Raw genomic sequence first — 24,532 nt, 5'->3', positions numbered from 1 at the left:
GTGTGAGAGTTACCACACAACCATAACTGAGCGAATGCAAACCTCCCGACTATTTACCTTCAGGCAAAGCACGTTGGAGTTGAGCTAGCTTGAGCATTAGCACCCTTCGCCTGTTGTGTAGCATTAAAATTACTTCATGTTTTTGTGGGTAACGCCACTTAATATACTCAATAAATGTATCTATCGTACATATTTTACTATTTCCGCCATTAAACAGATGAAAGTCTTCATGTACATGGCTAGCAATCGTAATAATATTATCTGGGTCAGCACTAAGGAAGTAATAATGATCCTTATCGTACAGATGATGAGCATCTAGTTCAATCTGTCTATTATATTTCTCACGAGAGACTCCAGTAATTTGGCAAGATCCATCTCTGTTTTTCACAAAGTTAATAGCTTTTTTAATATCTTCCTCCGAAGGATGTGGAACATAAAAAAGAAAGTTGATAACTGGTGGAGCAACTTCTTTAACCCTTTCACAATATACGCGTCTTTCCCAAGATCTCAGCTTAAGAGATAACTCTCTGCTAAACTTTTCCAAACCAGATAAAGAGAAATAGCTAGTACCTAAATAATCCTCAAAGTCCTCATTTATCCTCATCGGTGAATCAGATTTTTGGATATCCTGAAAAGCTTTATCAAGCCGATGCGAATTTGTAAGAAATATACGTACTATGTCTTCTTTTTTCAACCAATGTCGTTGATTTCTTAGCATTAAAGATGAACTATTGTCGTATACTTGTTGACGTATTTGTCCATCAATATAATCGATACGATATTGTTCTAGCAGTGGAAGTACCTTTTTCAAGGAACGCTCTGTCGCTTCACCACCCAAATCTATATGGTTAGCTATAGCTATAGCTCCCTCTCGTGAAAAGACTCTAATTGGTTGTTTCTTTATATAACCCTCTACTACGAAATGCAACCACTCTTTAAGCTGCACATTTGCATCGGTTGATGACGCAAGAGAATTTACTATCTCATCAAACTTTCTTTGAGCTAGCTCTAAAGCTTCGGCGAGTCTGCCTTCTTGGATATAAAACACCTTTCTATCAAAAGCCATAATCAAAACCCAGCAATAATACTCTTATACATCGCTTCTATTTGCTCAAAAACTTTCCGATCTCCGGTTTCCAAATTATCAGGATGGTAGATTTTAGAAAGTTGATAGTAAGAAGCTTTAATATCATCTTTGGTGGCACTTTTAGGATCTAGCCCAAACACCTGCCAAGGCTTAAAATATTGAAATACATTAATGCCATTGATACAACCATATCCATACTGGTTTGCTTCATTCGGAAGGACACCAACGAATTTTCGGTATAGTGTCTCCCAAGTTTCTTTGAAGTGAAAGTCCAGTTTATCCATGCCATCAGTAGCCATCTTAAATGCGCCAGATTTTTTCAGTTCTGACGTGTCTTTCACATTAAATCGCTCATAGACAGCTTGTTTTAGCTGATGTATTTTTAGGGCTTGAACTGTTTTACCAGGTTTTTGTGCCGAACTCTGAAGAACAAGATAGGCAAATTCTTCTAGAAGTTTGGCATCAATTTGCCCAACTTGAGAAAGACGAACTATTTCACTCTGTACTTGTGGAGCTAGAACTACTAGAATCATGTTATCAAGGCCGCACTTTTGTCAAGTATACTATAGTCCTGACGGGGTGACAAGCTTCTTGGAAGCTTTCTGGGGCAAGGATTTGAGCCACTTAAGCTAAAAAAAGAAGGTGGTTATTTAGAGCCGGCGTAACAGGCATTTTGGTCAACTATAGCTGACTAAGCGCGACAATTCTTCAAATGATTAGATATATAAGGCATCGGTAAAGTAGGCATCTTTCTTGATGCGAGAGGTTGAAAGTCTTGCTTTACCAGGCTTTAAGGATGGTTGTCACCCCGTCAGATTTTAAATTTTAGCTCACTGGTAATGTAGGGGCTGTGTCCGCCGGCCCACAACCAATATCAAAATAATTAAGGGACTTCTGAGCGTAAATTTTCAATATTTTTTTCCCAGTTTCTTCCATCAAATCTGACAATTTCAAATTTATCTATCACGTCGCTATCTAAACAACGTATATTCACAGAAATGCCTTCGGGATGTGAACGGGGCCGGTAAAATGAATGTATGCCGCAAGTCCGACAAAACTTATGTTTTGCGGTGCCGGTGTTAAAGGTATAAGTCGTTAATGATTCTTCGCCTTGCAACAATGTAAAATCAAAATCGGGTACAATTAAATGTACAAAGCCTTTTTTCGTGCAAATTGAACAGTTACACAGCGTGGCTTGATGGTTATCGACTTTTACTCGAAATCTCACGGCTCCGCAGTGACAACCACCTTCATAAATTGCCGGTTCATTCATAGTTAATTTTTCCTCTATATATTTTTTGTCAGTTCCCCATTACCTGTGAACCCAAATCGCCTGTAAACCGGCAGCTTTTGCTCCACAATAATCTTCTTTAAAACTATCTCCTATATGACAAGCCTCCAGCGCTAGGCAATGGTGTTTTTCTAAAGCCGTCGCAAACACTTTTTGCTCAGGTTTGGCCGCGCCTACTTGGGTAGAAATTGTCACCGAAGAAAAATAATTAGCCAAATTTAGGGATTCTAAAACCTGATAAAGCCGCGAATCAAAATTTGAGATCACCCCTAACTCAATGCCCTCCTGCTGCCACTTTTGGAGAGCCGGCACCACATCAGGATAGACAAACCAAGGCTCCGCCGTTGCAAAATAGTCAAAAAGCTTTTCAAAAAAACTATCAAAATTAGCGAATTGGGACAAATAGCCGGCCCGTTGAAAGGTTGCCTCTGAAACTGCATACCACCAGTCAAATTCCTGTTGGGAAATATCTCCGAGTTTAACGCCCGGAAAACAAGCCGGTGAAGCTGATTTAAAACTTTTATAAAAAGCTTTTTCTAGTAAAGATGGCGGTGAATCTACGCCGAATTGTAAAGCCACCTGTGCGTACAATTCGCCGATACTTTCTTGCGCTCCAAACAAAGTACCCACCGCATCCAAAAAAATAACCTTTGGTTTTTGCATTCCCAGAACCTTTAATCGCTTTTTTAAGGCTTTATCGTTCAGAATACAGCATTCAGTAGGGGTGGGTTCATCCAGTTTCAAGCCGAGGAAGGTCAGATTTTGGTAAACCCTCACCTACTGAATAATGATCCTTAAATCATTATTGATTAACCATTAGAAAGCAAATCTCGCAGCGGTTGAGCAATCCAATTAAAAGCAACTTTAAGCTGGTGGTCAAACGTTGGCATTCGGTAAAGATAGGCAAGCCGGCGTACCAAAGAAGCAACTGTGCCATCAAGTTTAATTCCCAAGCCGGTGAGCGTCGCATTATCAATTCCCAAGGTCATCATTTCCCCCGATGACTGATAGCGGAAAGGTAATAAAGGCCGGTTTGTCAGAGATGCCCAAATATTCCAGCCGGCATAATCTGCTTGTTGGAGAGCCACCTGAGCCGTTGCCGGCACTTGAGAGCCGCTTGCATCCACACAATCTGCCAAATCGCCGACTACAAAAATTTCTGGATTGTCAATAGCTTGTAGTGTCGAAGTGACAGTAAATTGACCGCGTGGATTTTGTTTGAGAGGTAATTTCTCTAACACCGGCACCACCTTAGTTCCTGACGTCCACAATACCAAATCCGCCGGGATTTCATCGACAACTCCCCGATAGCGCAACGAAATTGTATCTGGGCCTACAGCTTCCACACTTGTTTCTAAATCAAGCCAAATTTTGCGCTGTTCGAGAGCCTGCGATGCCGTTTGGCGGTTAAATTCGGCACTCGTGCGTAAAATAGTGTCTCCCTGTTCTATCAATCGCACCCGGCCCCGATTGCCCAGCCGGTCTGCCAACTTACAAGCCAGTTCCACGCCGCTATAACCGGCCCCAACAATCACCACCCTAATTTTTTCTTTTTCTGACTGCTCCAAAACCCTTAAGCGTTCTTGTAAGCGGTAAGCATCCGCCACAGTACGGAAAGGTAGAGCGTACATATCACATCCTGGCACTTTGTCAAGAGGGGTTTCGCCCCCCATTGCTAAAACCAGCCGGTCGTAGTGAACAAAGGAGCCATTGTCTAGGAGAACCTGGTGAGAGTCGAGATGGATATCAGAAACCGAAGCTTGAATGAAACGCACGCCGGTGTTAGCGAGCACCTCTTCAAACGGAGGCGCGATCTCCCAAGTTTGTAATTCCCCAGAAACTAATTCATAGAGGAGGGGAGAGAATAAAAAACGGTCGTTGCGGTCAATTAAAACAATTTCTGGTTTGTGGGGAGCCTTAGCAGGCAACTCACTCAAGCGCAAAGCCGTGTAAAGACCTCCAAAGCCTCCACCGAGAATACAGATGCGTGCGGGTTGTTCAGTCGTCATTGTTTCGGTTTAGCGCTATGCTCGTGACAACACCTTCCATTTTAGATTTTAGAAATTAGATTTTAGAAATGAGATTGTAGAGGGAGAGGTTGGAGACAATCAGCTGGATTGTGATAGCCAGCAACCCCTAAGCATTGAGATTGAGAGATTTACGCAGGAGGATGCGCCTCGGCTGACGCAAAAGCCAACAAGGCCCACCGGCATCAATACCAGCAACACGGTAGCCCACCTTAAAATAAAGCCGGCGGGCGTGGTGGTTATTTTCCAAAACGTGCAGATAGAGAGATGAATAGCCCCACTGAAGAGCAACCCTCTCGCAAGCAGCCAACAACAACTTAGCCACACCCAGACGACGGTACCCAGTGCCGACAGCCAAATTAGAGACATAGGGAAATTGAGAGTTAAAGTCGGAAAACCCCGGCAGGCCAGACTTTTGATGAGTGTGGGACCCCAAACCCATAAAAGAAAAAGACGACCGCAGAGACATTTCCACAGTCCCAGCTACCAGAGGCCGGTTTTCTGGAGAAGAACCAACAGAAGCCAGAGCTACAAAACAGACATAATAACTGCGACGATCACGCAGACGGTGGCGTAAATCTTCATAAATTCCCATTCGTAAAAACGGGAAAGTCCAGCCCATCAAACCTTCACGCGAGTGAAAACTATCACTCAGCAGATCCGCCAATGCCGGCAGATCAGCACAAAGAGCCTCACGGACAGAAAAAAGAGAATCTGTGGGCTCAAAGCCAGTTTCGAGAGGCCGGCGGTGCATCGGAAAACCAAAGCAAGGATTCACAGCAAATGAAAAAACATGGCAACACCGTTAGCGTAGCGTCACCGGAGGCGATTGCTAAAAAAATCAGACATCTTACACGAATGCTACATCAAAAACCCAGTTTAAAACGAGCCAACAGATTCATCACCTCAGTCAAATTACCCAAGCCGCCCACTTAAAACAACTGTACAGTCAGTAAAAGCCCCGTTGTGAGGGAAAGCTGTATTAGGATCGTAATTAAAGAGGAGTGCATCAACATAAAAGGCACCGCCGTCGCCCAATAGCCGCAAGGTCGCGTGCGTGCTAATTTGTCAATTTGGCCCGGTTAAACGAGTACCGACAGAGGGGCAATGCCATCGGCTCCGAGTGTGTGGTTGCAAGCATCCAAGTAAGACTATAGCCAAGAATGGCTATGCTTACCTTAATTATGACCAACAAAGGGGCTACTCGTGCCGAAGCCAAACAAAGCGACCTTATCTTATCAGTGCGGTGAAAGTCCCCAACAGGTACACTAATTCCCAGTTGGGAGTGATGGGGCCACAAATGTTCGTGAGAAGTTACAGAAATGAGCAGAGCCAAATATATCATTAAGAATCCTAAGCCAAGGAACAGCCCGGACGTTTTCTTTAAACAAATAAGAGGCATTGCGGGTAATCTTAAAAAAAATCGCCAAAAGCGACGCTACTCTATCAGAACGTCTTTGCCTTTACTGCCGGCAGGGAGCAGTGCATGACATCCTCAAAAAACAGCAAAACAAAAATCCTGGTCGTAGACGACGAACCAGACAATCTGGATCTGCTATACCGCACCTTTCACGAGGAGTATAAAGTCCTGCGGGCCTCATCGGGCCCAGAGGCGCTAGACATACTCGCCACCGAAGGGGATATGGCCGTGATTATTTCCGATCAACGGATGCCCTTAATGAGCGGTACAGAATTTTTGAGCCTCACCGCCACCCAATACCCGGATGTTATTCGCATTATTTTGACCGGCTACACCGACGTAGAAGACCTAGTAGACGCCATCAACAGCGGCAAAGTCTTCAAATACGTTACTAAACCCTGGGATGCCGACAACTTAAAAGCCCTCGTCCGACAGGCCGTAGACACCCACAACGTCCTGAAAACCCGGACGCGGGAACTTTGCCGAACCCTACGCCAAGAATCTCTGCTCAACGTCGTCACCAACACCATCCGCTCACGCACCAACTATCGGCAGATCCTTCAAACCATAGTCGAAACCGTCGGACAAATGTTTGAAGTAAGCTGCTGCATTTTGCGTCCCGTGCGAGAAGATCGGCTTTGCGATGAATGGTTTATTTACCAAAAAGACGAAAACGGCAAGAAAAAAGACTCCTCTGCAAACACCGGCCCCGAAGCCGCTTTTCTCGCTCAAACCGTTTGGGATACCCGCGACGTTGAAGTGATCAACAACGTAGAAACTGACCACCGCTTCACCCACACCCCCGAAGCCAGAGCACGCCTACAAACCTATCAAGCCGCCAATATCCGCTCTACCCTAGTCGTCCCCCTGTATTGCCGGCTCGAACTCATGGCTATCTTAGCCCTCCACCAATACAGCACGCCTCGCAACTGGCAAGACGATGAAGTGCAAATGGTGGTTATGGTAGCCGATCAAGCTGCCCTCGCCCTCGCCCAAGCGCGAGCCTTTGAACTCGCCACAGCCCTCGCTAAACGCGAAGCTCTGATTAATACCATTACCTCAGCCATTCGCTCGACGCTTAACCCCCAAGACATTTTTGCTGCCATTACCCAACAGCTAGGCTTTGCCCTTCATGCTGACGGTTGTGCCCTTTCCTTGTGGACAGAGCAAGATGAATATGTCCAGTGCGTCGGACTTTATGACGTCCTCCACGACGGCACCGGCTCCAAGAAGCCGACATCCACACAAACGACCCATTCGTTACCACAAACTCCTTTAATTGTCAACCCCACTTTACCCCGGTCAGTGGTACCGATTCGGGGAAATCCGGTTTTATTACAACTCTTAACAACACAGCAGCCGGTCGTAGTCAGCGACTTAGAAGCCAAACCAGAACTCAATGTTTTTGACCTGCCTCTGCGGGCACCGGCCAGAGCATTACTGGTGGTACCCCTGATCACAGACCAACAAATTATCGGCAGCATTTCCCTGCGACAGTCCCACAGACCCCGCTACTGGGAACCCTCAGAAATTGAACTGGCCCAAGCCGTCGCCGCCCAAGCCGCCATTGCCGTACAGCAAGCGCGACTTTATCAAAAAACGCGACAGCAAGCTGAAAGACTAATTGAACTCGACCGGCTTAAAACGGAATTTTTTCAAAATATTTCCCATGAATTTCGCACCCCCTTAACGCTGATGATAGGCCCCTTGGAAACCGCCGTCAGCCAGCACACCGACTTACCTTATGAACAAGCCGATATTGCTCTGAGAAACTCGCGGCGTTTATTGCGTTTAGTCAATCAATTACTCGATTTACAACGCATTGATGCCGGCAAAATGCAGCCTACATTTCGCCCTTGTAACTTAGTCGAATTTGTCACCCAAACGGTAGATTCATTTGTACCCTATTGCGAGCGAAAAGGCATTCACGTTCGCACCCAACTTTTTGAATGTCCGTCCCTCTACTTAGACTTAGAAAAATTTGACAAGGTACTTTATAACCTTTTGTCAAATGCTATGAAATTTACCCCCAGAGAAGGCACAATTACCGTTAGCTTGCAACCCGCAGGCGACCACTGTTTACTGCAAGTCAAAGACACCGGCATCGGCATTCGTGCTGACCAAATTCCCCATTTATTTGAACGCTTTCGCCAAGCAGAAGGCTCAGCTTCGCGGTCTTATGAAGGTAGCGGTTTAGGACTCGCCCTCGTCAAAGAATTAATCGAACTTCACAGAGGCCAAATTAGTGTAGAATCCGTTTACGGAAACGGCACCACTTTTACTATCTGGCTGCAAATGGGAACCGCTCATTTACCGCCCGATCAAATTATCGAAGTCCCCACCGGCCTGCTACCTTCCCGTTCTAGCATCGAATTAGCCGATGTCGAATTAGAACAAGATACCGATCAACTGGCACTTTTAAGCGAGGAATTCACCCAAAATTTAGGCTCTAATTCCGAACGCCTAGGGCAACTTTCGGAAAACAACAAAACAGCTACACCGGCCCCTCAAGAAAACCTCGAACCCATCAATACAGACCACAATATTTTATTTGTCGATGACAACCCCGATCTAAGAAATTATGTATCAGGAATTCTCAAACAACAAGGTTATAATGTAATTTTGGCTCGCAATGGGGCCGAAGGTTTCCGAATCGCTCTTTCTCAGCATCCCGATTTAATTATTACTGACTTGATGATGCCTTTGGTATCTGGGTTAGATATGATTAGGATGATTCGAGAAAATGAAATTTTAAAGTCTACTCCTGTTATTTTATTAACAGCAAAAGTTAATGAAGATACCCGCATTGAAGGCGTAGAAAAAGGCGCGGATGGCTATTTAGGTAAACCTTTTAACGACCGGGAATTATTAGCGACTGTGCGAAATTTGCTGGCCCTAAAAGATCAAGAAAGACGAGTAAAAGAACTCAATACCTATCTAACAGAATCGGTATTGCGCCGGTTTTTACCGCCTCCCTTGGTTAAAAAAGCCGCTGCCGGTCAATTGTTGCTAGATTTGCGTCCGGAACCGCGTTTAATTACTATTCTGTTTAGCGATATTGTCGGTTTTACTCAATTAGCAAATACCTTACGATCTCGCCGTGTGGCAGAAGTGCTTAACGAGTATTTAACAGAAATGACGCGGGCAATTTTTGAGAATGGTGGCACCGTTGATAAATTTATTGGGGATGCAGTGATGGCTTTATTTGGCACACCTGAAGACGTTAGCTCTAATGAACAAGCGCGGCGGGCTGTAGATGCTGCACGCAGTATGCAGCAAGCTTTGGCAAAGTTAAACGAACGCTGGCATAAACAAGGGTTGGTGGGAACTCAAGATGCGCCGCCTATTCGCTTTCGCTGTGGTATTCACCAGGGTACGGCGGTTGTGGGGATGTTTGGCGGTAATCAACGTGCTGATTATACTGCCATTGGCCCCTCGGTGAATATTGCGGCGCGGTTACAAGAAGCGGCTGATCCGGGTAGTATTTTGGTTTCGGCGGCGGTGGCGGATTATTTGGAGGAAGATGAGATTACAAAATTCCGCCCGTTGAAGTTAAAGGGAATTGATGAAACTGTTTTAACTTTTGTGGTGCATTCTGTGGAGGAAAATAGTTTAGTCAATGGTGATTAGTCCACAGTCAAAATTCAAGATTCATGGGTTATGTGACTAATGATTAATGACGGTAAGGGCGGGCTTCGGCTGAGTTTCGACAAGACTTCGCCGATCAGCTTATCAAAGATGAAAGTTAGCGGCATAATAGCCTAGCGTGGCCCAAGCCATACCCGCCCCTACAAATGACAAATTAGTAATCACAATTCTCTCTTTTTTTTAAAGATTATGGCTTCTAGCGTTCCAACTGAACCGCCTATTAACCCGCAGCACAAAGATTCTATGGTGCTTTGGGTGGTGGTATTTTTGGCTTCTGTGGCAATTCATGTTCTTGTGTTTTGGTTGGGGCGTTTTGGTATCTTCAGTGTTGCCGCTATTGAACAAGAACAAGATTTAATTCCTATAGATTTGGTGAGTGTCTCGACAGAAGATATACCGGAAAAAGAAGCCCCTGAACCTTACGCGGATCAAGTGCCGGTTTCTAAGGCGAGTGTGGTGGAGGAAACACCGGCACCGCTTACGGCTGGGGAAACGGTGGTTTTGCCGGAAATTTATCCTAAGTCTGGGGCTGGTAAAGAGGTTACATTGACACCGGCACCAACACCAACACCAACACCGGCACCCAAAAGTTCACCAACACCAACACCAACACCGGCATCAACACCCACACCCACACCAAAACCGGCACCGGCACCGGCATCAACGCCAACACCCAAAAGTTCGCCCACACCAAAACCAGCACCAACACCAACAGCGACACCCAAAAGTTCGCCAACACCCACACCGGCACCGGCACCGGCACCCACACCAACACCAACACCCACACCGGCACCCACACCGGCACCGGCACCCACACCAACGCCGGCACCAACACCCACACCAACACCCACACCGGAACCTACAACTCCAGTAAGTTCTGGCCTTCCATTGCCGCCTGTCAACCAAGGAACGGCCCCAAAACGTAGCGAGACGCCTCCAGAGACACCAGGCGACAAAACAGAACCAAATCCTGCCTCAGATACCCCTGCAAGTGGTGAAGGGGGGACGGGGGTGCAAGTATCAGTGAGAGATTTTCGTTTAGCTAATCAGGGAAAAGATATACCCGATGCGGGGAAAGAAGCGAAGCCAAAAACGATGAGTAACCAGTTTCCTGAATTGGCTTATCCGGTGCCGGTGAAGTTGTCGTTTAATGGGCCGGTGAGGTTGTATGTGGTGGTGAATGAAAGTGGAAAAGTGGAGAAGGTGGAAGTATTGGAGGGGGGGGCTTCGCCGGAGTTTGGGGAATGGGTAAGAGAAGTGATGGCGGGATGGGAGTTTGAACCGGCCTATATGGGAGGTCAGGCGGTGGCCGGTGAGTTGTATCTGACGTTGGAAATTAAACCTTTGTAAATTTTGGCGAAATTTTTGGGAAAGACTGTTGCAAATTTAGGGGAGTTGTGTTAAGTTAAGAAAGCGTTGGTTAATTTTTAGAAATTAACAACTGTTGATGCGGGCATGGTTTAATGGTAAAACCTTAGCCTTCCAAGCTAAAGACGCGGGTTCGATTCCCGCTGCCCGCTTTGAAAAGATGATTTAAAAACAAGTGTACAGTTAAAAAAAAACTTGTTACTTGCAAAAAATATAAATATTTAAAAATCTATTTGGTTAGAAAGAAAATAAATAGATTTGTGATAACTAAGTTAGGAAAAAAGTAAGCGGGTAAACAATTTATTCGTAATTGTATAGATTTATTGCAAGGGGTAGCTAGTGCATAAACCTATATTAACTAACTTAAGTTTCTGACAAGAGAAGCCCTAGGACTATTTGGCGTGGAGAAGCGCTCCTTCACCAACAACCGGCCAGCCACCACAGACTGACGCCAGCCAAAGAAGCAAAACTTAACAAAAAGCGATCCCCCAGAAATTTCCCGCAAGTAGCCACGCTCTGATAGACTTGAACACTTGAGTAGGCATATTTTTATGCGCCATAAAAGCAGTCGGGAGGTCAGTCTTGTTAGAAAGTACCCTGGGTTTAGAAATTATTGAAGTCGTCGAGCAAGCCGCCATTGCTTCCTCTCGCTGGATGGGCAAAGGTGAAAAAAACACCGCTGACCAAGTAGCCGTAGAAGCCATGCGCGAGCGCATGAACAAAATTCACATGAGAGGTCGCATCGTCATTGGAGAAGGCGAACGCGATGAAGCTCCCATGCTTTATATTGGCGAAGAAGTAGGTATCTGCACCCAAGCCGATGCCAAAAACTTCTGTAACCCTGATGAATTAGTCGAAATTGACATCGCCGTTGACCCTTGCGAAGGTACCAACCTCGTAGCTTATGGTCAAAATGGCTCAATGGCAGTTTTAGCAATTTCCGAAAAAGGCGGATTGTTTGCAGCCCCTGACTTTTATATGCGTAAGCTGGCAGCCCCGGCTGTAGCACGCGGCCATGTGGATATCCGCAAATCAGCCACCGAAAACCTGAAAATCCTCTCAGAGTGCTTAAACCGCTCCATTGAGGAATTGGTGGTTGTGGTTATGGATCGCCCTCGCCACAAAGAACTGATTAAAGAAATTCGCTCTGCCGGCGCTCGTGTGCGACTGATCAGCGATGGCGACGTTTCTGCGGCCATTTGCTGCGCTTTCTCAGGTACCAACATCCACGCTCTGATGGGCATTGGTGCGGCTCCAGAAGGCGTTATTTCCGCCGCTGCGATGCGTTGTTTAGGCGGTCACTTCCAAGGTCAATTAATTTATGATCCTGAAGTAGTGCAAACCGGCCTGATCGGCGAAAGCAAAGAGGGGAACATTGCTCGTCTCAAAGAAATGAACATCAATGATCCCGACAAAATCTATAACGCTGAGGAATTGGCTTCAGGCGACACTGTGTTGTTTGCAGCTTGCGGCATCACCCCCGGCACCCTTATGGAAGGAGTCCGCTTCTTTCATGGCGGCGCTCGGACTCACTCTTTGGTCATTTCTACTCAGTCAAAAACCGCTCGCTTTGTAGATACCATCCACTTGTTTGATAAACCCAAAGCTCTGCAATTGCGTTAACTAGCAATTTTGTCAAAAGTCATTGGTCATTAGTCATTTGCTATTGACCAATCACCAGTGTTAAAAGTCATTGGTCATTAGTCATTTGCTATTGACCAATGACTAAAAAACCTAGTCATAAGTCAGAAGTTTTTCGCTCATCAAAAATGACTTTTGACAAATGTAGGGGCGTACACCCGCCCGACCTAGACAAATGACAAATGACAAATGACTTGTCACAATTTAAAATTAGCCAATAGCCATTAGCAATTAATACATAGCAAATGAATATTGCAGTCGTAGGTCTTAGCCACAAAACAGCCTCGGTAGAAGTTCGTGAGAAACTGAGTATTCCTGAAGCCCAAATAGAAGCTGCGATGACTGCTCTCAAGGCATATCCCCACGTTGAAGAAGTGGGAATTCTCAGCACTTGTAACCGACTCGAACTTTATTTAGTCACCAGCGAAACCGAGCAAGGTGTGCGGGAAGTAACGCAATTTTTGTCGGAACATAGTAAACTGCCGATGCAAAAATTACGCCAACATTTGTTTATTTTGCTTCACGAAGATGCTGTGATGCACTTGATGCGTGTGGCGGCTGGTTTGGATAGTTTGGTGTTGGGGGAAGGGCAAATTTTAGCTCAGGTTAAAAATACTCATAAACTCGGCCAGCAATATAATGGAGTTGGGCGGATACTCAACCGGCTTTTTAAACAAGCCATAACTGCCGGTAAACGAGTTCGCACCGAAACCAGCATTGGTACCGGCGCTGTTTCGATAAGTTCGGCGGCTGTGGAACTTGCCCAAATAAAAGTACAGAATTTAGCGGCTTGTCGAGTAGCCATTATTGGGGCTGGTAAAATGTCTCGTTTACTCGTCCAACACTTGATTTCTAAAGGCGCAAATCAAATTGCAATTGTTAACCGTTCCACAGCGCGATCCGAAGAATTAGCACGGCAGTTTCCAGAGGCAAATATTACTTGTAAATTGTTGCCAGAAATGATGCCGACAATTTTAGAATCGGATATTGTTTTTACGAGTACATCTTCAACAGAGCCTCTGCTGGATCGCGCCAAATTAGAAGCAGTTTTAGATCCCAATCAGCTTTTAATGTTATTTGATATTTCTGTGCCCCGTAACGTTGCTGCTGATGTAAATGAGTTGGAAAATGTCCAAGCTTTTAATGTCGATGATTTAAAAGCTGTTGTCGCACAAAACCAAGAAAGCCGGCGGAAAATCGCTCAGGAAGCTGAGGGGCTTTTGGAGGAAGAAGTCGAGGCGTTTGATGTGTGGTGGCGTTCCTTAGAAACGGTGCCAACAATTAATAGTTTGCGAGATAAAATTGAAACTATCCGCGAACAAGAATTAGAAAAAGCTTTATCTCGTTTGGGTTCAGAATTTGCCGAACGCCATCAAGAAGTAATTGAAGCTATGACGCGGGGAATTGTTAATAAAATTCTCCACGATCCGATGGTACAATTGCGGGCGCAGCAAGATATTGAAGCTCGACGTCGTGCAATGGAAACCCTGCGGATGCTGTTTAATTTAGAAGATGAGAAACAATCCCGCGAACAGTACAGCTAGACTGCCATAATTTTTTCTTTTTCCTATAATTTTAATTATCCTTCCTTAGCGGTGGTTTGTTACAAAATAAGCAGCCGGTGGGGGAGGATAATACAATTTTAACGGGGGGATTGGGGGAGATGATCGGCGGATCTAGGATGATATAAGAGTTTTTAAACCGCATCCTTTAGCAGATTAACGCAGATGGGTTATCTGTTTGTTTCTTAGCTCTTTGGAATTTTTTAAATTGGTTTGGGGATGGATCGTATGTTTAAAAAATTAAATTAACAACTTTTATGCAAAAATTTTTAAACAACCAGCGCTTTCTTATCCCTGCTGTACTTCTTGGTTTGTGGCTTGGCTTTGATGTTTTTTCCTGGGTACAAACAGAAAGTCTCTGGTTTGAAGCAACCGGCAATTTACAAGTTTTTTCCCTTCAGCTACAAACTCGTTTAGGGTTGTGGGTAATCGCTTTGCTTGTTTCCACCGGCTATCTTTTTGGAAATCTCGCCCTTGCTCACCGCTTTAAACATTCTAACACAACCAAAGAAGAAACTTTTTACAAAATTCCGTTACAAGGGTTACTTTTTAGCGTTTTTATACTAAGTTTAATTTTATCATGTTTGGTCATTTACTACGCTTTAGCTTCCGCAAATTATTGGCATCCAGAACTTAATAACCTCCTCAAAGATATCTCTTTACCTCCGCGCTTACAACCGAAAGTCATCACAAATTTATTGCAGCAAATACCCGCTAACCCCTGGCTCTTAGCACCTGCGGTTTTGCTGAGTTTAACCATAATTTTTGCCCCTGGTTTGTTGTGGGTATTTGCGGCTGTACTGAGTTTAAGTTGTGGTTTAATTCTCTCAAATCACTGGGCAGAACTTTGGCAATTTTTTAACCCAATATCTTTTAACGCCAGTGAGCCGGTTTTCCGCCAAGATATCAGCTTTTATGTTTTTATTTTACCAATTTTGGAACTTCTGGAATTTTGGCTGCTGGGCTTATCTTTCTTTGGCTTAACTTCTGTTTCTCTCATTTACTTACTCTCAGGAAATAGTCTTTCAGAAGGAAAATTTCCGGGGTTTTCTCAACCGCAACTACGCCACCTAGACGCGCTTGGCAGCGCAGCCATGCTGACAGTTTCTCTGGCATATTGGTTGCGGCGCTACCAGGTGCTTTATTCCCCTACCGACACAGTTTATGGGGCCGGTTATACCCAAGTAAACGTAGAATTGCCGGCCTATACTAGCTTAAGTTTACTCGCCGCCGGTATCGCAGGTTTTTTGATTTGGAAATCACTATTTGGCAAACCAGAAAAAAGCCAAAAAGCCCTTAAAAAAACAAATCCAAGATCATTTTTTAATCGAACAAATTTCCCTTATCCCACACAACTAATCTATGGAATCACCGGCTATACAGTCATAGCAATTATAGCTGGAATAATTTTACCATCCGCCGTCCAAAGAACCATCGTACAACCCAACGAAATTGTCAGAGAACGCCCTTATATTCAACGAAATATAAACTTTACCCGTTCAGCCTTTAATTTAAAAAACATAGAAGTCAAAACCTTTACCCCAGAAGATCAATTAACCTTTGCCGACTTGCAAAAAAACGACCAAACAATTCGCAACATTCGGCTTTGGGATACTCGTCCTTTACTAGAAACCAACCGGCAACTACAACAAATCAGACTCTATTATAAATTTCCCAACGCAGATATCGACCGCTACACCCTTAAAACAGATCCAAAAAACAAAAATAATCCAAATCCCACCGAAAAACAACAAGTCATTCTTGCCGCCAGAGAACTTGATTATACCGCCTTACCAGCAGAAGCCAACACCTGGCTCAATAAACACTTAGTGTACACACACGGCTATGGTTTCACCATGAGTCCAGTTAATACCGTAGCCCCCGGAGGATTACCCGATTATTTTGTCAAAAATATTGGCGAAGATAACAATAGCCAAACTCCTACCACCTTACAAACATCTAGCCCTCGAATTCGAGAAAGTATTCCCATCGGTAAACCCCGAATATATTACGGAGAAATTACCAACAACTATATCATCGCCCCCACAAAAGTCAAAGAATTAGATTATCCCAGCGGCGAAACAAACGTTTATAACACTTATGATGGAAGTGGCGGAATAGCCATAAAAAACTGGTGGCACCGGCTCATATATGCCAAATACCTCAACGACTGGCAGATGCTATTAACCGACAACATAACCCCGCAAACAAAATTACTTTTTCGCCGGCAAATTAACCAAAGAGTCCAAGCAATTGCCCCCTTTCTCCGCTTTGACAGCGACCCTTACTTAGTCATAACCAAAGCCAACCTTTCCAGCGCCAAAAAAACCCAAACATCAGCCCCAGAGAATTACCTTTATTGGATAATTGATGCCTACACCACAAGCAATTATTATCCCTACTCCGATCCCGGCAAATACCCGTTTAACTATATCCGAAACTCTGTAAAAATCGTCATAGATGCCTATAACGGAAACTTAGACTTTTATATCGCCGACAACCAAGATCCAATCATCCAAAGTTGGAGCAAAATTTTCCCAGGGTTATTTCACAGTTTCAAAGAAATGCCGGCCTCCTTGCGGAGTCATATTCGCTATCCCATAGATTTATTTGACATTCAATCACAGCAGTTATTAACCTTTCACGCTACCGACCCCCAAGTATTTTACAACCGGGACGATCAATGGCAAGTACCCACAGAAATTTATGGCAGCGAACCCAAGCAAGTAGAACCTTATTACTTAATAATGAAATTAGCCACCGCAGAATCAGAAGAATTTATTTTATTACACCCCTTTACCCCAACAAAACGCACAAACTTAATTGCCTGGTTAGCAGGCCGGTTAGATGGCAATGAATACGGCAAACTTTTACTCTATCAATTCCCCAAACAACGATTAGTATTTGGCCCCGAACAAATCGAAGCTAGAATTAACCAAGACCCCGCCATTTCTCAACAAATTTCCCTGTGGAACCGTCAAGGATCAAAAGCAATTCAAGGAAATTTATTAGTCATTCCCATCGAACAATCCTTACTTTATGTAGAACCCCTTTATTTAGAAGCAGCACAAAACAGTTTACCCACCTTAGTCCGCGTTATAGTTGCTTATGAAAATCAAATAGCAATGGCAGAAACCCTCGAACAAGCTTTAGAAGCCATATTTAAACGCGATCAAACAACAATTCCAGTTATTTTAAGCCCAGGAAACCCACAAACACCAGCCTTAACACCTCCATAAAAAATACTAAAAAAAACGCCGAATAACGCAGAGCAAAACACCTTTTGATCCCGTTTGCAAACTACTCGGCCACCGATCCTGTCAAAAAAAATAGCTATATTTTTAACAACACACGCTTACTTTAAGCAGTAAACTTGTCAGTGTCGGAAATAATATCTCTTGAGATTCGTTATGAATGCGAGCGCGCTCTGGAAACGCTATCAGGATTGGTTATACTACCACGAAGGACTAGAATTTTATCTCGATATCAGCCGGTGTCGTTTTGATGATGGGTTTGTCGAAAGCATCAAACCCAAGTTTGACAAGGCGTTTCAAGATATGGCCGCACTAGAAGCCGGTGCCATTGCTAACCCTGATGAAAATCGGATGGTGGGCCATTATTGGCTCCGCGATGCAGGTTTGGCCCCCACTCCCGAACTTAAACAAGACATCGTAGGCACGCTGGCAGATATTGAAGCTTTTGTGCAAAAAGTCCACACCGGCACCATTCACCCCCCTCTATCGCCAAAATTCACCGATGTACTTTCTATCGGAATTGGCGGTTCGGCCCTTGGCCCCCAATTTGTCTCGGAAGCGCTTTCCCCAGAAGTCCCGCCGATGGAGATTCACTTTATAGATAATACTGATCCTGCCGGCATTGACCGCATTTTGGCAAAACTTAAAGACCGGCTTTCTCGTACTTTAGTTCTCGTTATTTCAAAATCCGGCGGCACTCCCGACACCCGCAACGGTATGATTGAAGTGCAAAAGGCTTACGAGGCTAAAAATCTTAATTTTTACCAGCACGCTGTCGCTATCACCGGCAAGGGCAGTAAACTAGATCAACAAGCCCTATCTGAAGGCTGGTTAACAACTTTCCCGATGCACGATTGGGTGGGAGGACGGACTTCGGAAATGTCAGCGGTGGGTTTATTACCGGCAGCCTTACAAGGCATTGATATCAAAGCAATGTTGGCCGGTGCTAAAGAAATGGATACAGCCACCCGAACTCCAGAAATTAAAACTAACCCAGCGGCTTTATTGGCAATGTCTTGGTATTATGCCGGCAATGGTAAAGGCCAAAAAGATATGGTTGTAATTCCCTATAAAGATAGTTTGTTACTTTTTTCCCGCTATTTACAGCAATTAGTAATGGAATCTTTGGGGAAAGAAAAAGACCTTGATGGCAATATCGTACACCAAGGCATAGCAGTTTATGGCAACAAAGGTTCTACAGACCAACACGCTTATGTACAACAGTTGCGCGAAGGTGTACCAAATTTCTTTGCAACCTTGATTGAAGTTTTGCAAGACCGCAATGGCCCATCCCCGGAAGTTGAACCAGAAACTACATCGGGTGATTATTTAAGTGGGTTTTTGATGGGAACCAGACAAGCTCTTTATGAAAATCAACGCGATTCGATTACGCTTACCATCCCCCAAGTAAATCCTCGCACAGTCGGGGCTATGATCGCCTTGTACGAACGAGCCGTTGGTTTTTATGGTTTTTTGGTCAATATAAATGCCTATCACCAGCCAGGGGTAGAAGCAGGTAAAAAGGCTGCTGCTGCGGTGCTAGACTTGCAAAAACAAGTGGTGACGGCGTTGCGCGGCGAAGGTAAAGCGCTGTCTTTGGAACAGCTTGCACAAAAAGCCGGTGTGCCAGATCGTGTTGAGGAAGTTTATAAGATTGTCCGCCATTTGGCCGCCAACCAACGAGGAGTACAATTGCAAGGAAATCTCGCTCAACCGGCTACCCTCACAGTTTCTGCAATGTAAGGCTGTTTTTCTTTATAAAGTCGCTGATGTCGGCTGGATGTAGAAATGTCTATTCAGGGTTTTAGATTTTAGAGATAAGGCATTTTTTAAACAAGCATCTAAAATCTAAAATCCCAAAACTAAAGCTATTATGCCTCATGCCCTTAACGATTCTCGTTGTTGATGATGATCCTGCTATTCGTGTAGCCATCAGCCATTATCTCGAAATGATTGGTTATTATGTTTTAATGGCTGAGAATGGTAAGGATGCAATGGAGATGGTGACAGAATACCAGCCTCACTTGATTGTTACTGACATTATCATGCCGCTGATGGATGGTTACGAATTAGTGCGGCAAATTCGTAAAAAACCGGCCTTTCGTTTATTGCCGGTAGTTTTTTTGAGCGCTCGTAACAAGACGGAAGAAAGAATTAAAGGTTATCAGTTAGGCTGTGATATATATTTGCCAAAACCCTTTGAGTTAGAAGAATTAGGAGCCGTAATTCGTAATCTGTTGGAAAGGATACAAATGTTGCAATCCGAGTTTATGTTTACGTTTCCAGAAAATTTGCGGGGGGGGGAAGATAAGCCGGTTATAAACACCACTGATAAACCCCATTACCCTGCACCAGAAGAAGCTAAAACTACCACACCCCCTCATTTTGATTTATCTTTTCCCCTTACAGAACGTGAAAGAGAAGTATTAGATTTACTAACAGTTGGGCTGTCTAACTCACAAATAGGAGATTGTTTACATTTAAGTCCGCGAACTGTCGAAAAATATGTCAGTAGTTTACTCCGCAAAACCGCTACAAACAATCGCGCTGAATTAGTGCGTTTTGCAATGGAACATCACTTAGTTGAATAAGGTTCGTCTGCGCTAAAGAATTTGTAATACTTATCGCTTTAACTCAAATTTTCCTTATTTTTAACATACTCCAATAAGCCGCCACAAGCATCTTTCAGCAACTCTATCACCTTATTAAAACCTTCGGGCCCGCCATAATAAGGATCAGGAACTTCTTTAAGAGTGTGGCGAGTGCAAAAATCGCACATCATCTTAACTTTATCGCCATAGATACCTTTGCGATCCAAAGAAAGAATATCGCGGTAATTTTCTCGATCCATCGCCAGAATCAAATCAAAATCCTCAAAATCTTTAGGTTGAAACTGACGCCCCTCACCGATAAAATTCATACCTTTTTTTGCCGCCGCCGCTACCATACGCCCATCAGGAGGACTACCAATATGGTAACTACTGGTGCCGGCAGAATCACAGATAACTTTATCTTGTAAATTTGCTTCTTCCAGTAAATAATTCATTATATTTTCGGCTGCCGGCGACCGGCAAATATTGCCCAAACAAACAAATAAAAGTTTATAAGACATCTTCAGATTTGAGATTTTAAAACAATTGGAATTTTAGATCTGGATGAGAATTTTGATTTAAAAAAACCTTCATCCCGACGCTGAAAATTGTAAATTCCGTCTGAACTGAAAAATTATTATCACAAAAAGCCGAAGATGTCAAGCCCCTCCCGTAAAATCAGGAGAGGCGAGAAAAAACTTACAAACCTGGGAGATTAAGACCGCCGGTGAGTTCTTCCATACGCTCACGCATGGTTGTAGTGGACTTGTAATAAGCATCCTGGGTAGCTTCCAAAACCAAAGCAGAAAGCACATCTGCCGGCTCACCCATAACATCCGGTGAAATCACCACCCGACGAGGTTCTTGGTTTCCGCTCATGTAAACCTTCACCAAACCGTTAGCAGCTTGACCTTCTAACTCCATTTGGTCGAGTTCTTCTTGCAGCCTTTTAGCACCTTCTTGGACTTGCTGCGCTTTTTTAAAAGCTTCGGTTAGCTCTTTCATTTTGCCAAGTCCGAAGCCAAACCCCTGTGATTTTGACATAATTTTCTAACTCTTTAAAGATGGCGTAAATTCAACAAACAGCCGCTAATTGGGTGTCATCAGCAGAGCGTGTACTGCTGAAAGACAGGTGAGGGCGTGATTTGACTCAACAGAAAACTCAAGAGCAAACATCCCTCGGTGGAGATAACCGGCCTCCTAAGAGCATAGATTCGCTGGCTATCAACCCAGCATCTATCTTAGGCCAAGAACTTGCTTTGCGGCGAACAAACTTCCTAAAACCTCATACTAAAATTTAAATCGGTTGAAACTCACCAATGATCTTAACTTCTGGTTCTAAACAAAGCGACCAGCGTTCCTCGACGCGGTGTTGAACATAGCGGATGAGGTGTAAAATTTCGCTGGCTTTGGCTCCGCCACAGTTGAGAATAAAATTCGCGTGACGTTGAGCAACTTGGGCACCGCCGATCTGGTATCCCTTGAGGCCGGTTTGTTCAATCAACCAAGCCGCTTTATGGGGATTAGGATTACGAAAAACACTGCCACAACTCGGTAGATTATAAGGCTGGGTAGAATGACGCTGTTTTAACATCGCCGCTGTGGTTGCCATCAACTGCTTTGGATCATGGCCTGGTTGAAGTTGGAAAGTTGCTTGCGTCACCCAACGCTGCCCATTTTGCAAATTGGATGTCCGATAGTTGTAACCCAAATCTTGGGGAGTCGCAACAGAAATGTCTCCAATTTTTGACAAAATTTGAGCATTGAGCAAAATATCTGCCGTGCAACCATTATGAGCACCGGCATTCATCACCACCGCACCGCCAACAGTCCCCGGTATCCCCACCGCCCATTCTAGCCCTGACCAACCACGCTCTGCCGCTTGCCAAGCCAAACGCACAATAGGTTCTCCCGCCGCCGCCGTTACTGTGGCGGTTTGGTCATCAAAAACAGCCGAGCGCAAGTGTCGGGTGCAAATTGTTAAACCAGGTAAACCCTCATCACTAATCAGTAAATTCGAGCCGGCGCCTAAAAGCGTCACCGGCAGACCTTCAGAATTTGCCCATAGTAAACCGGCCTGCAAATCTTCTATAGAACGAGGCGCAAGATACCATTCAGCCGGCCCGCCAACGCGGAACGACGTAAAAGGGGCCAAAGACACTTGGGATTTAACTACACAATTGGTTCCCGGTAAAGACAATACGGGGGCCGGTGGACTATCAAGTTGCAACATTTTGGCTGTTTCTGGCGTGCGTGAGGAGTGGTTAGGAGTTACGGCGCTGGCGATCTTGGCGCTGTCGTGCCACGCTGAACTATCGAAAGTCAGAGTCATAAGTTAGGAGTGGTTCGTCCAAAAGACTTACGCGATCTAAGAGTTGGTACAAATTTAAACAAGCACAACCCCGTTTTACCAGTGCGTAAAGATAGAAAACTTTTGATTTGTACTTTAACGCCTTTATGCGGGATGGCGCAGTTGGGCCGCTCCTTCAGAGGCCGGCTCGTAAAAGGCCATCACTTCTGGGATCGTCTGGTTTAAGTTTCCCGCGCCCAAAAATAAAGCAATGTCTCCGGGTAACAAACTTTCGGTTAAAAACCCGACAACAGACTTGAGGGCCGGTTGATAGTAAACTTGAGGGTGATAATTTTCGATAGCTGCCGCGACTTTTGCGCCGTTGATAGCGGGGGTTTCTGGTTCGCCGGCGCTATAAATATCTGCCAGCACTACTACATCGGCATCCTCAAAAGCCTGTGCAAAGTCTTCTAAAAAAGTTAGTGTCCGGCTGTAGCGATGCGGTTGAAAAATCGCTACCACTCGCCCGTTTGCTTTTGTTGACTGTAGTTTTGACTTGCCACTCGGTTCTTTGTCTTGGACTCGCAGTCGCGCCGCCGCCAAAGTAGCTCGTATTTCGCTGGGGTGGTGAGCGTAGTCATCCACAAACAAAATGCCTTTGTGCTCTCCGCGCACTTCAAAGCGCCGCCTTGCGCCTTCAAACGTGGCAAGAGCACCTGCAATTACTTCAAAGCTTATTCCCACCCTTCTGCCTACTGCTACTGCGGCTAGGGCGTTGCTGAGGTTATGCTGGCCTAATAGTTTTATGTTTAACTGACCGAGAATTTCGCCTTTTTCCCAAACTCGTGCTGTCGTCCCGTCACTGCGATAACTGATACAGTCGGCTGTATAGTCTGCGTTGCGGGAAATATCTAGGCTATAAGTGATGGCCGGTTTGAGTTGTTCTCGGACAATCTCGCAGTCAATGCAGCCTATGATGGTTTTGCAATTGCCTTTAAAGGTTTGGAATATCTCGGTGACTTGCTCAACACTTGCGTAATGATCTGGATGATCAAGTTCGATATTCGTCACAATGCCTAGTTCGGCAGAAAGTTTAACTAGCGATCCGTCGGATTCGTCAGCCTCAGCTACGAGATAGGGCCCAGAACCTTGACGAGCGTTTCCTTCCCAGGCGTTGACTTCTCCGCCGACGACGATTGTGGGGTCTAAACCGGCCTTCAACAGCATATATCCAATTAAGCTGCTGGTGGTGGTTTTGCCGTGTGTACCTGCCACCGCAATGCTTTGGTAATCGTCGATCAAGGCTGCCAATAAGTCTGAGCGGTGAAAAATCGGACAGCCCAACTCTAGCGCTGCTTTATACTCTGCGTTGGCCGTTTGAATGGCTGTTGAGCAAATTACTTGCGGCAATTCGCTATTTTTCTGGTAGCCTAAATCCGCCGTCTGGTTGTACTCACCAACAGAGTTTGTTGAGAAAAATTCAATATTGCTTGCATCTTGACGCCAAAAAATATGAGCGCCGTTTTCTTGCAAGCGTTTTGTAATGTGGCTGGCTTTAATATCCGAACCATATACCGGCAACTGCCGCTTCGCTAAAATGTAGGCCAGGGCTGACATTCCAATGCCGCCTATTCCGATGAAATGGAATGGCCTGCCGCTAAAATTTACTTTACTCACCATAGAGATTGCTCCTTTCACACCACACCACGCCAATAACACGCGATATCATATCAGGTATTGCTTTTTCCTGATACAACTTCCGATAGATTTACACAATTGCGCCGAACTGCAAGAGGCTGTTCTATATTGGTTACTATGTAAATTATTTTATTCATAGCCCCTGATTTGTATTCTGGCAACTTGTTTATCTTTACTCCGTAAATACGTCTGTTGTCCAGATGTTTCCTGAAATTTTTTTACAGTTGTACTCCTTAAACTTCTGTTCGCTCTCCTGCTTAAATTTAGTCGCCTCTATCCCTTTATTGCAAGCTTAAAAGCCTTGGGGCTGGCCGAGTTAAACATCCAAAGTAGCAAATGTTACACTCAAAAGTGAGCTTTCGATCAATGCAGCCACAACTACTTGCTACAAATTTTGCCTTCACAGACACATTAATTAATCTGGTGGCTAATAAAAAATTTATTCTTCTATCTTTGTTGGAAGATCGGCAGGATTTTCGCTTATTTTTGCAGATAATTTTTTTGAGGTTGGTGATTATATATAATATATATGCCAAATTTGGGGCGCTAAAAAAGTGTATTTAATGCTAAGCCAGTGATTGCGGGGCGAAGCTGTTGAGGCAGTTCGGAAAAAATGCGAGTTTGGCAAAAGGAAGTGATGCCGGTGTCGCTGGTT

18 protein-coding genes and 1 tRNA gene are annotated in these 24,532 nt (G+C 44.6%); 9 read left to right on the top strand and 10 right to left on the bottom strand.

What is annotated here, in order from left to right; genetic code table 11:
* Positions 1 to 49 precede the first annotated feature (49 nt).
* From NG798_RS05535 to NG798_RS05510, 6 genes are all read right to left on the bottom strand, one after another.
* Positions 50 to 1,066 carry a hypothetical protein gene (locus NG798_RS05535; RefSeq protein WP_261220910.1) on the bottom strand — a complete coding sequence of 339 codons (1,017 nt, stop codon included), beginning with the start codon at positions 1,064 to 1,066 and terminating at the stop codon, positions 50 to 52.
* A 2-nt stretch (positions 1,067 to 1,068) separates the two neighbouring features.
* A complete protein-coding gene (locus NG798_RS05530) occupies positions 1,069 to 1,620 on the bottom strand; it encodes a DnaJ domain-containing protein (protein ID WP_261220909.1) in 552 nt (183 codons plus the stop codon).
* 350 nt (positions 1,621 to 1,970) lie between these two features.
* Positions 1,971 to 2,360, bottom strand: a complete 390-nt coding sequence (locus NG798_RS05525; protein ID WP_261220908.1) for a GFA family protein — start codon at positions 2,358 to 2,360, stop codon at positions 1,971 to 1,973.
* A 39-nt stretch (positions 2,361 to 2,399) separates the two neighbouring features.
* Positions 2,400 to 3,041: an HAD-IA family hydrolase gene (locus NG798_RS05520; RefSeq protein WP_261220906.1), complete on the bottom strand. Its 642-nt coding sequence runs from the start codon at positions 3,039 to 3,041 to the stop codon at positions 2,400 to 2,402.
* Between the two features lie 146 nt (positions 3,042 to 3,187).
* The gene (locus tag NG798_RS05515) at positions 3,188 to 4,387 is read right to left on the bottom strand and encodes an NAD(P)/FAD-dependent oxidoreductase (RefSeq protein ID WP_261220904.1); all 1,200 of its coding nucleotides are present in this window, start codon (positions 4,385 to 4,387) and stop codon (positions 3,188 to 3,190) included.
* 127 nt (positions 4,388 to 4,514) lie between these two features.
* A complete protein-coding gene (locus tag NG798_RS05510; RefSeq protein ID WP_261220901.1) occupies positions 4,515 to 5,183 on the bottom strand; it encodes a GNAT family N-acetyltransferase in 669 nt (222 codons plus the stop codon).
* Between the two features lie 708 nt (positions 5,184 to 5,891).
* Here NG798_RS05510 and NG798_RS05505 point away from each other — a divergent pair.
* The 8 genes from NG798_RS05505 to NG798_RS05470 all read left to right on the top strand — a co-directional run bounded on the left by NG798_RS05505 (position 5,892) and on the right by NG798_RS05470 (position 19,889).
* Positions 5,892 to 9,455 carry a response regulator gene (locus NG798_RS05505; RefSeq protein ID WP_261220899.1) on the top strand — a complete coding sequence of 1,188 codons (3,564 nt, stop codon included), beginning with the start codon at positions 5,892 to 5,894 and terminating at the stop codon, positions 9,453 to 9,455.
* A gap of 207 nt (positions 9,456 to 9,662) precedes the next feature.
* Positions 9,663 to 10,823: an energy transducer TonB gene (locus tag NG798_RS05500; protein WP_261220897.1), complete on the top strand. Its 1,161-nt coding sequence runs from the start codon at positions 9,663 to 9,665 to the stop codon at positions 10,821 to 10,823.
* A gap of 99 nt (positions 10,824 to 10,922) precedes the next feature.
* Positions 10,923 to 10,993 (top strand) — tRNA-Gly (locus NG798_RS05495).
* A 430-nt stretch (positions 10,994 to 11,423) separates the two neighbouring features.
* The gene (gene glpX, locus NG798_RS05490; protein WP_261220896.1) at positions 11,424 to 12,464 is read left to right on the top strand and encodes a class II fructose-bisphosphatase; all 1,041 of its coding nucleotides are present in this window, start codon (positions 11,424 to 11,426) and stop codon (positions 12,462 to 12,464) included.
* A 263-nt stretch (positions 12,465 to 12,727) separates the two neighbouring features.
* Positions 12,728 to 14,026, top strand: coding sequence for a glutamyl-tRNA reductase (locus NG798_RS05485; RefSeq protein WP_261220895.1), 1,299 nt, complete (start codon positions 12,728 to 12,730; stop codon positions 14,024 to 14,026).
* A gap of 275 nt (positions 14,027 to 14,301) precedes the next feature.
* A complete protein-coding gene (locus NG798_RS05480) occupies positions 14,302 to 17,283 on the top strand; it encodes a UPF0182 family protein (RefSeq protein ID WP_261220894.1) in 2,982 nt (993 codons plus the stop codon).
* 171 nt (positions 17,284 to 17,454) lie between these two features.
* Entirely contained in the window at positions 17,455 to 19,041 is a 1,587-nt protein-coding gene (locus NG798_RS05475; RefSeq protein ID WP_261220893.1) for a glucose-6-phosphate isomerase, read from the top strand.
* 137 nt (positions 19,042 to 19,178) lie between these two features.
* A complete protein-coding gene (locus NG798_RS05470; protein WP_261220891.1) occupies positions 19,179 to 19,889 on the top strand; it encodes a response regulator transcription factor in 711 nt (236 codons plus the stop codon).
* Positions 19,890 to 19,927: 38 nt separating this feature from the next.
* On the opposite strand, the gene NG798_RS05465 is transcribed toward NG798_RS05470, so the two are convergent.
* Together NG798_RS05465 and NG798_RS05460 are read right to left on the bottom strand one after the other, a co-directional pair.
* Positions 19,928 to 20,410 (bottom strand): low molecular weight protein-tyrosine-phosphatase, encoded by a 483-nt coding sequence (locus tag NG798_RS05465; protein WP_261220889.1) that lies wholly within the window; start codon positions 20,408 to 20,410, stop codon positions 19,928 to 19,930.
* A 178-nt stretch (positions 20,411 to 20,588) separates the two neighbouring features.
* Positions 20,589 to 20,933 (bottom strand): YbaB/EbfC family nucleoid-associated protein, encoded by a 345-nt coding sequence (locus NG798_RS05460; RefSeq protein WP_261220887.1) that lies wholly within the window; start codon positions 20,931 to 20,933, stop codon positions 20,589 to 20,591.
* A 101-nt stretch (positions 20,934 to 21,034) separates the two neighbouring features.
* On the opposite strand from NG798_RS05460, the gene NG798_RS05455 reads away from it, so the two are divergent.
* The gene (locus NG798_RS05455) at positions 21,035 to 21,190 is read left to right on the top strand and encodes a hypothetical protein (protein ID WP_261220885.1); all 156 of its coding nucleotides are present in this window, start codon (positions 21,035 to 21,037) and stop codon (positions 21,188 to 21,190) included.
* On the opposite strand, the gene murB is transcribed toward NG798_RS05455, so the two are convergent.
* The gene (gene murB / locus NG798_RS05450; RefSeq protein ID WP_261221537.1) at positions 21,187 to 22,122 is read right to left on the bottom strand and encodes a UDP-N-acetylmuramate dehydrogenase; all 936 of its coding nucleotides are present in this window, start codon (positions 22,120 to 22,122) and stop codon (positions 21,187 to 21,189) included. The two genes, NG798_RS05455 and murB, sit on opposite strands and share 4 nt — an antisense overlap.
* A 222-nt stretch (positions 22,123 to 22,344) precedes the next feature.
* Entirely contained in the window at positions 22,345 to 23,859 is a 1,515-nt protein-coding gene (gene murC / locus NG798_RS05445) for a UDP-N-acetylmuramate--L-alanine ligase (protein ID WP_261220883.1), read from the bottom strand.
* Positions 23,860 to 24,532 lie beyond the last annotated feature (673 nt).

Source organism: Ancylothrix sp. D3o, from assembly GCF_025370775.1.
In the GTDB taxonomy this organism is placed as follows: domain Bacteria; phylum Cyanobacteriota; class Cyanobacteriia; order Cyanobacteriales; family Oscillatoriaceae; genus Ancylothrix.
This window is presented reverse-complemented; position numbering and strand designations above follow the sequence as displayed.

Coding starts and splice junctions, on each gene's coding strand:
- NG798_RS05535 (WP_261220910.1), bottom strand. CDS start 1,066: ATGGCTTTTGATAGAAAGGTGTTTTATATCCAAGAAGGCAGACTCGCC.
- NG798_RS05530 (WP_261220909.1), bottom strand. CDS start 1,620: ATGATTCTAGTAGTTCTAGCTCCACAAGTACAGAGTGAAATAGTTCGT.
- NG798_RS05525 (WP_261220908.1), bottom strand. CDS start 2,360: ATGAATGAACCGGCAATTTATGAAGGTGGTTGTCACTGCGGAGCCGTG.
- NG798_RS05520 (WP_261220906.1), bottom strand. CDS start 3,041: ATGCAAAAACCAAAGGTTATTTTTTTGGATGCGGTGGGTACTTTGTTT.
- NG798_RS05515 (WP_261220904.1), bottom strand. CDS start 4,387: ATGACGACTGAACAACCCGCACGCATCTGTATTCTCGGTGGAGGCTTT.
- NG798_RS05505 (WP_261220899.1), top strand. CDS start 5,892: ATGACATCCTCAAAAAACAGCAAAACAAAAATCCTGGTCGTAGACGAC.
- NG798_RS05500 (WP_261220897.1), top strand. CDS start 9,663: ATGGCTTCTAGCGTTCCAACTGAACCGCCTATTAACCCGCAGCACAAA.
- NG798_RS05485 (WP_261220895.1), top strand. CDS start 12,728: ATGAATATTGCAGTCGTAGGTCTTAGCCACAAAACAGCCTCGGTAGAA.
- NG798_RS05480 (WP_261220894.1), top strand. CDS start 14,302: ATGCAAAAATTTTTAAACAACCAGCGCTTTCTTATCCCTGCTGTACTT.
- NG798_RS05475 (WP_261220893.1), top strand. CDS start 17,455: ATGAATGCGAGCGCGCTCTGGAAACGCTATCAGGATTGGTTATACTAC.
- NG798_RS05470 (WP_261220891.1), top strand. CDS start 19,179: ATGCCCTTAACGATTCTCGTTGTTGATGATGATCCTGCTATTCGTGTA.
- NG798_RS05465 (WP_261220889.1), bottom strand. CDS start 20,410: ATGTCTTATAAACTTTTATTTGTTTGTTTGGGCAATATTTGCCGGTCG.
- NG798_RS05460 (WP_261220887.1), bottom strand. CDS start 20,933: ATGTCAAAATCACAGGGGTTTGGCTTCGGACTTGGCAAAATGAAAGAG.
- murB (WP_261221537.1), bottom strand. CDS start 22,122: ATGTTGCAACTTGATAGTCCACCGGCCCCCGTATTGTCTTTACCGGGA.
- murC (WP_261220883.1), bottom strand. CDS start 23,859: ATGGTGAGTAAAGTAAATTTTAGCGGCAGGCCATTCCATTTCATCGGA.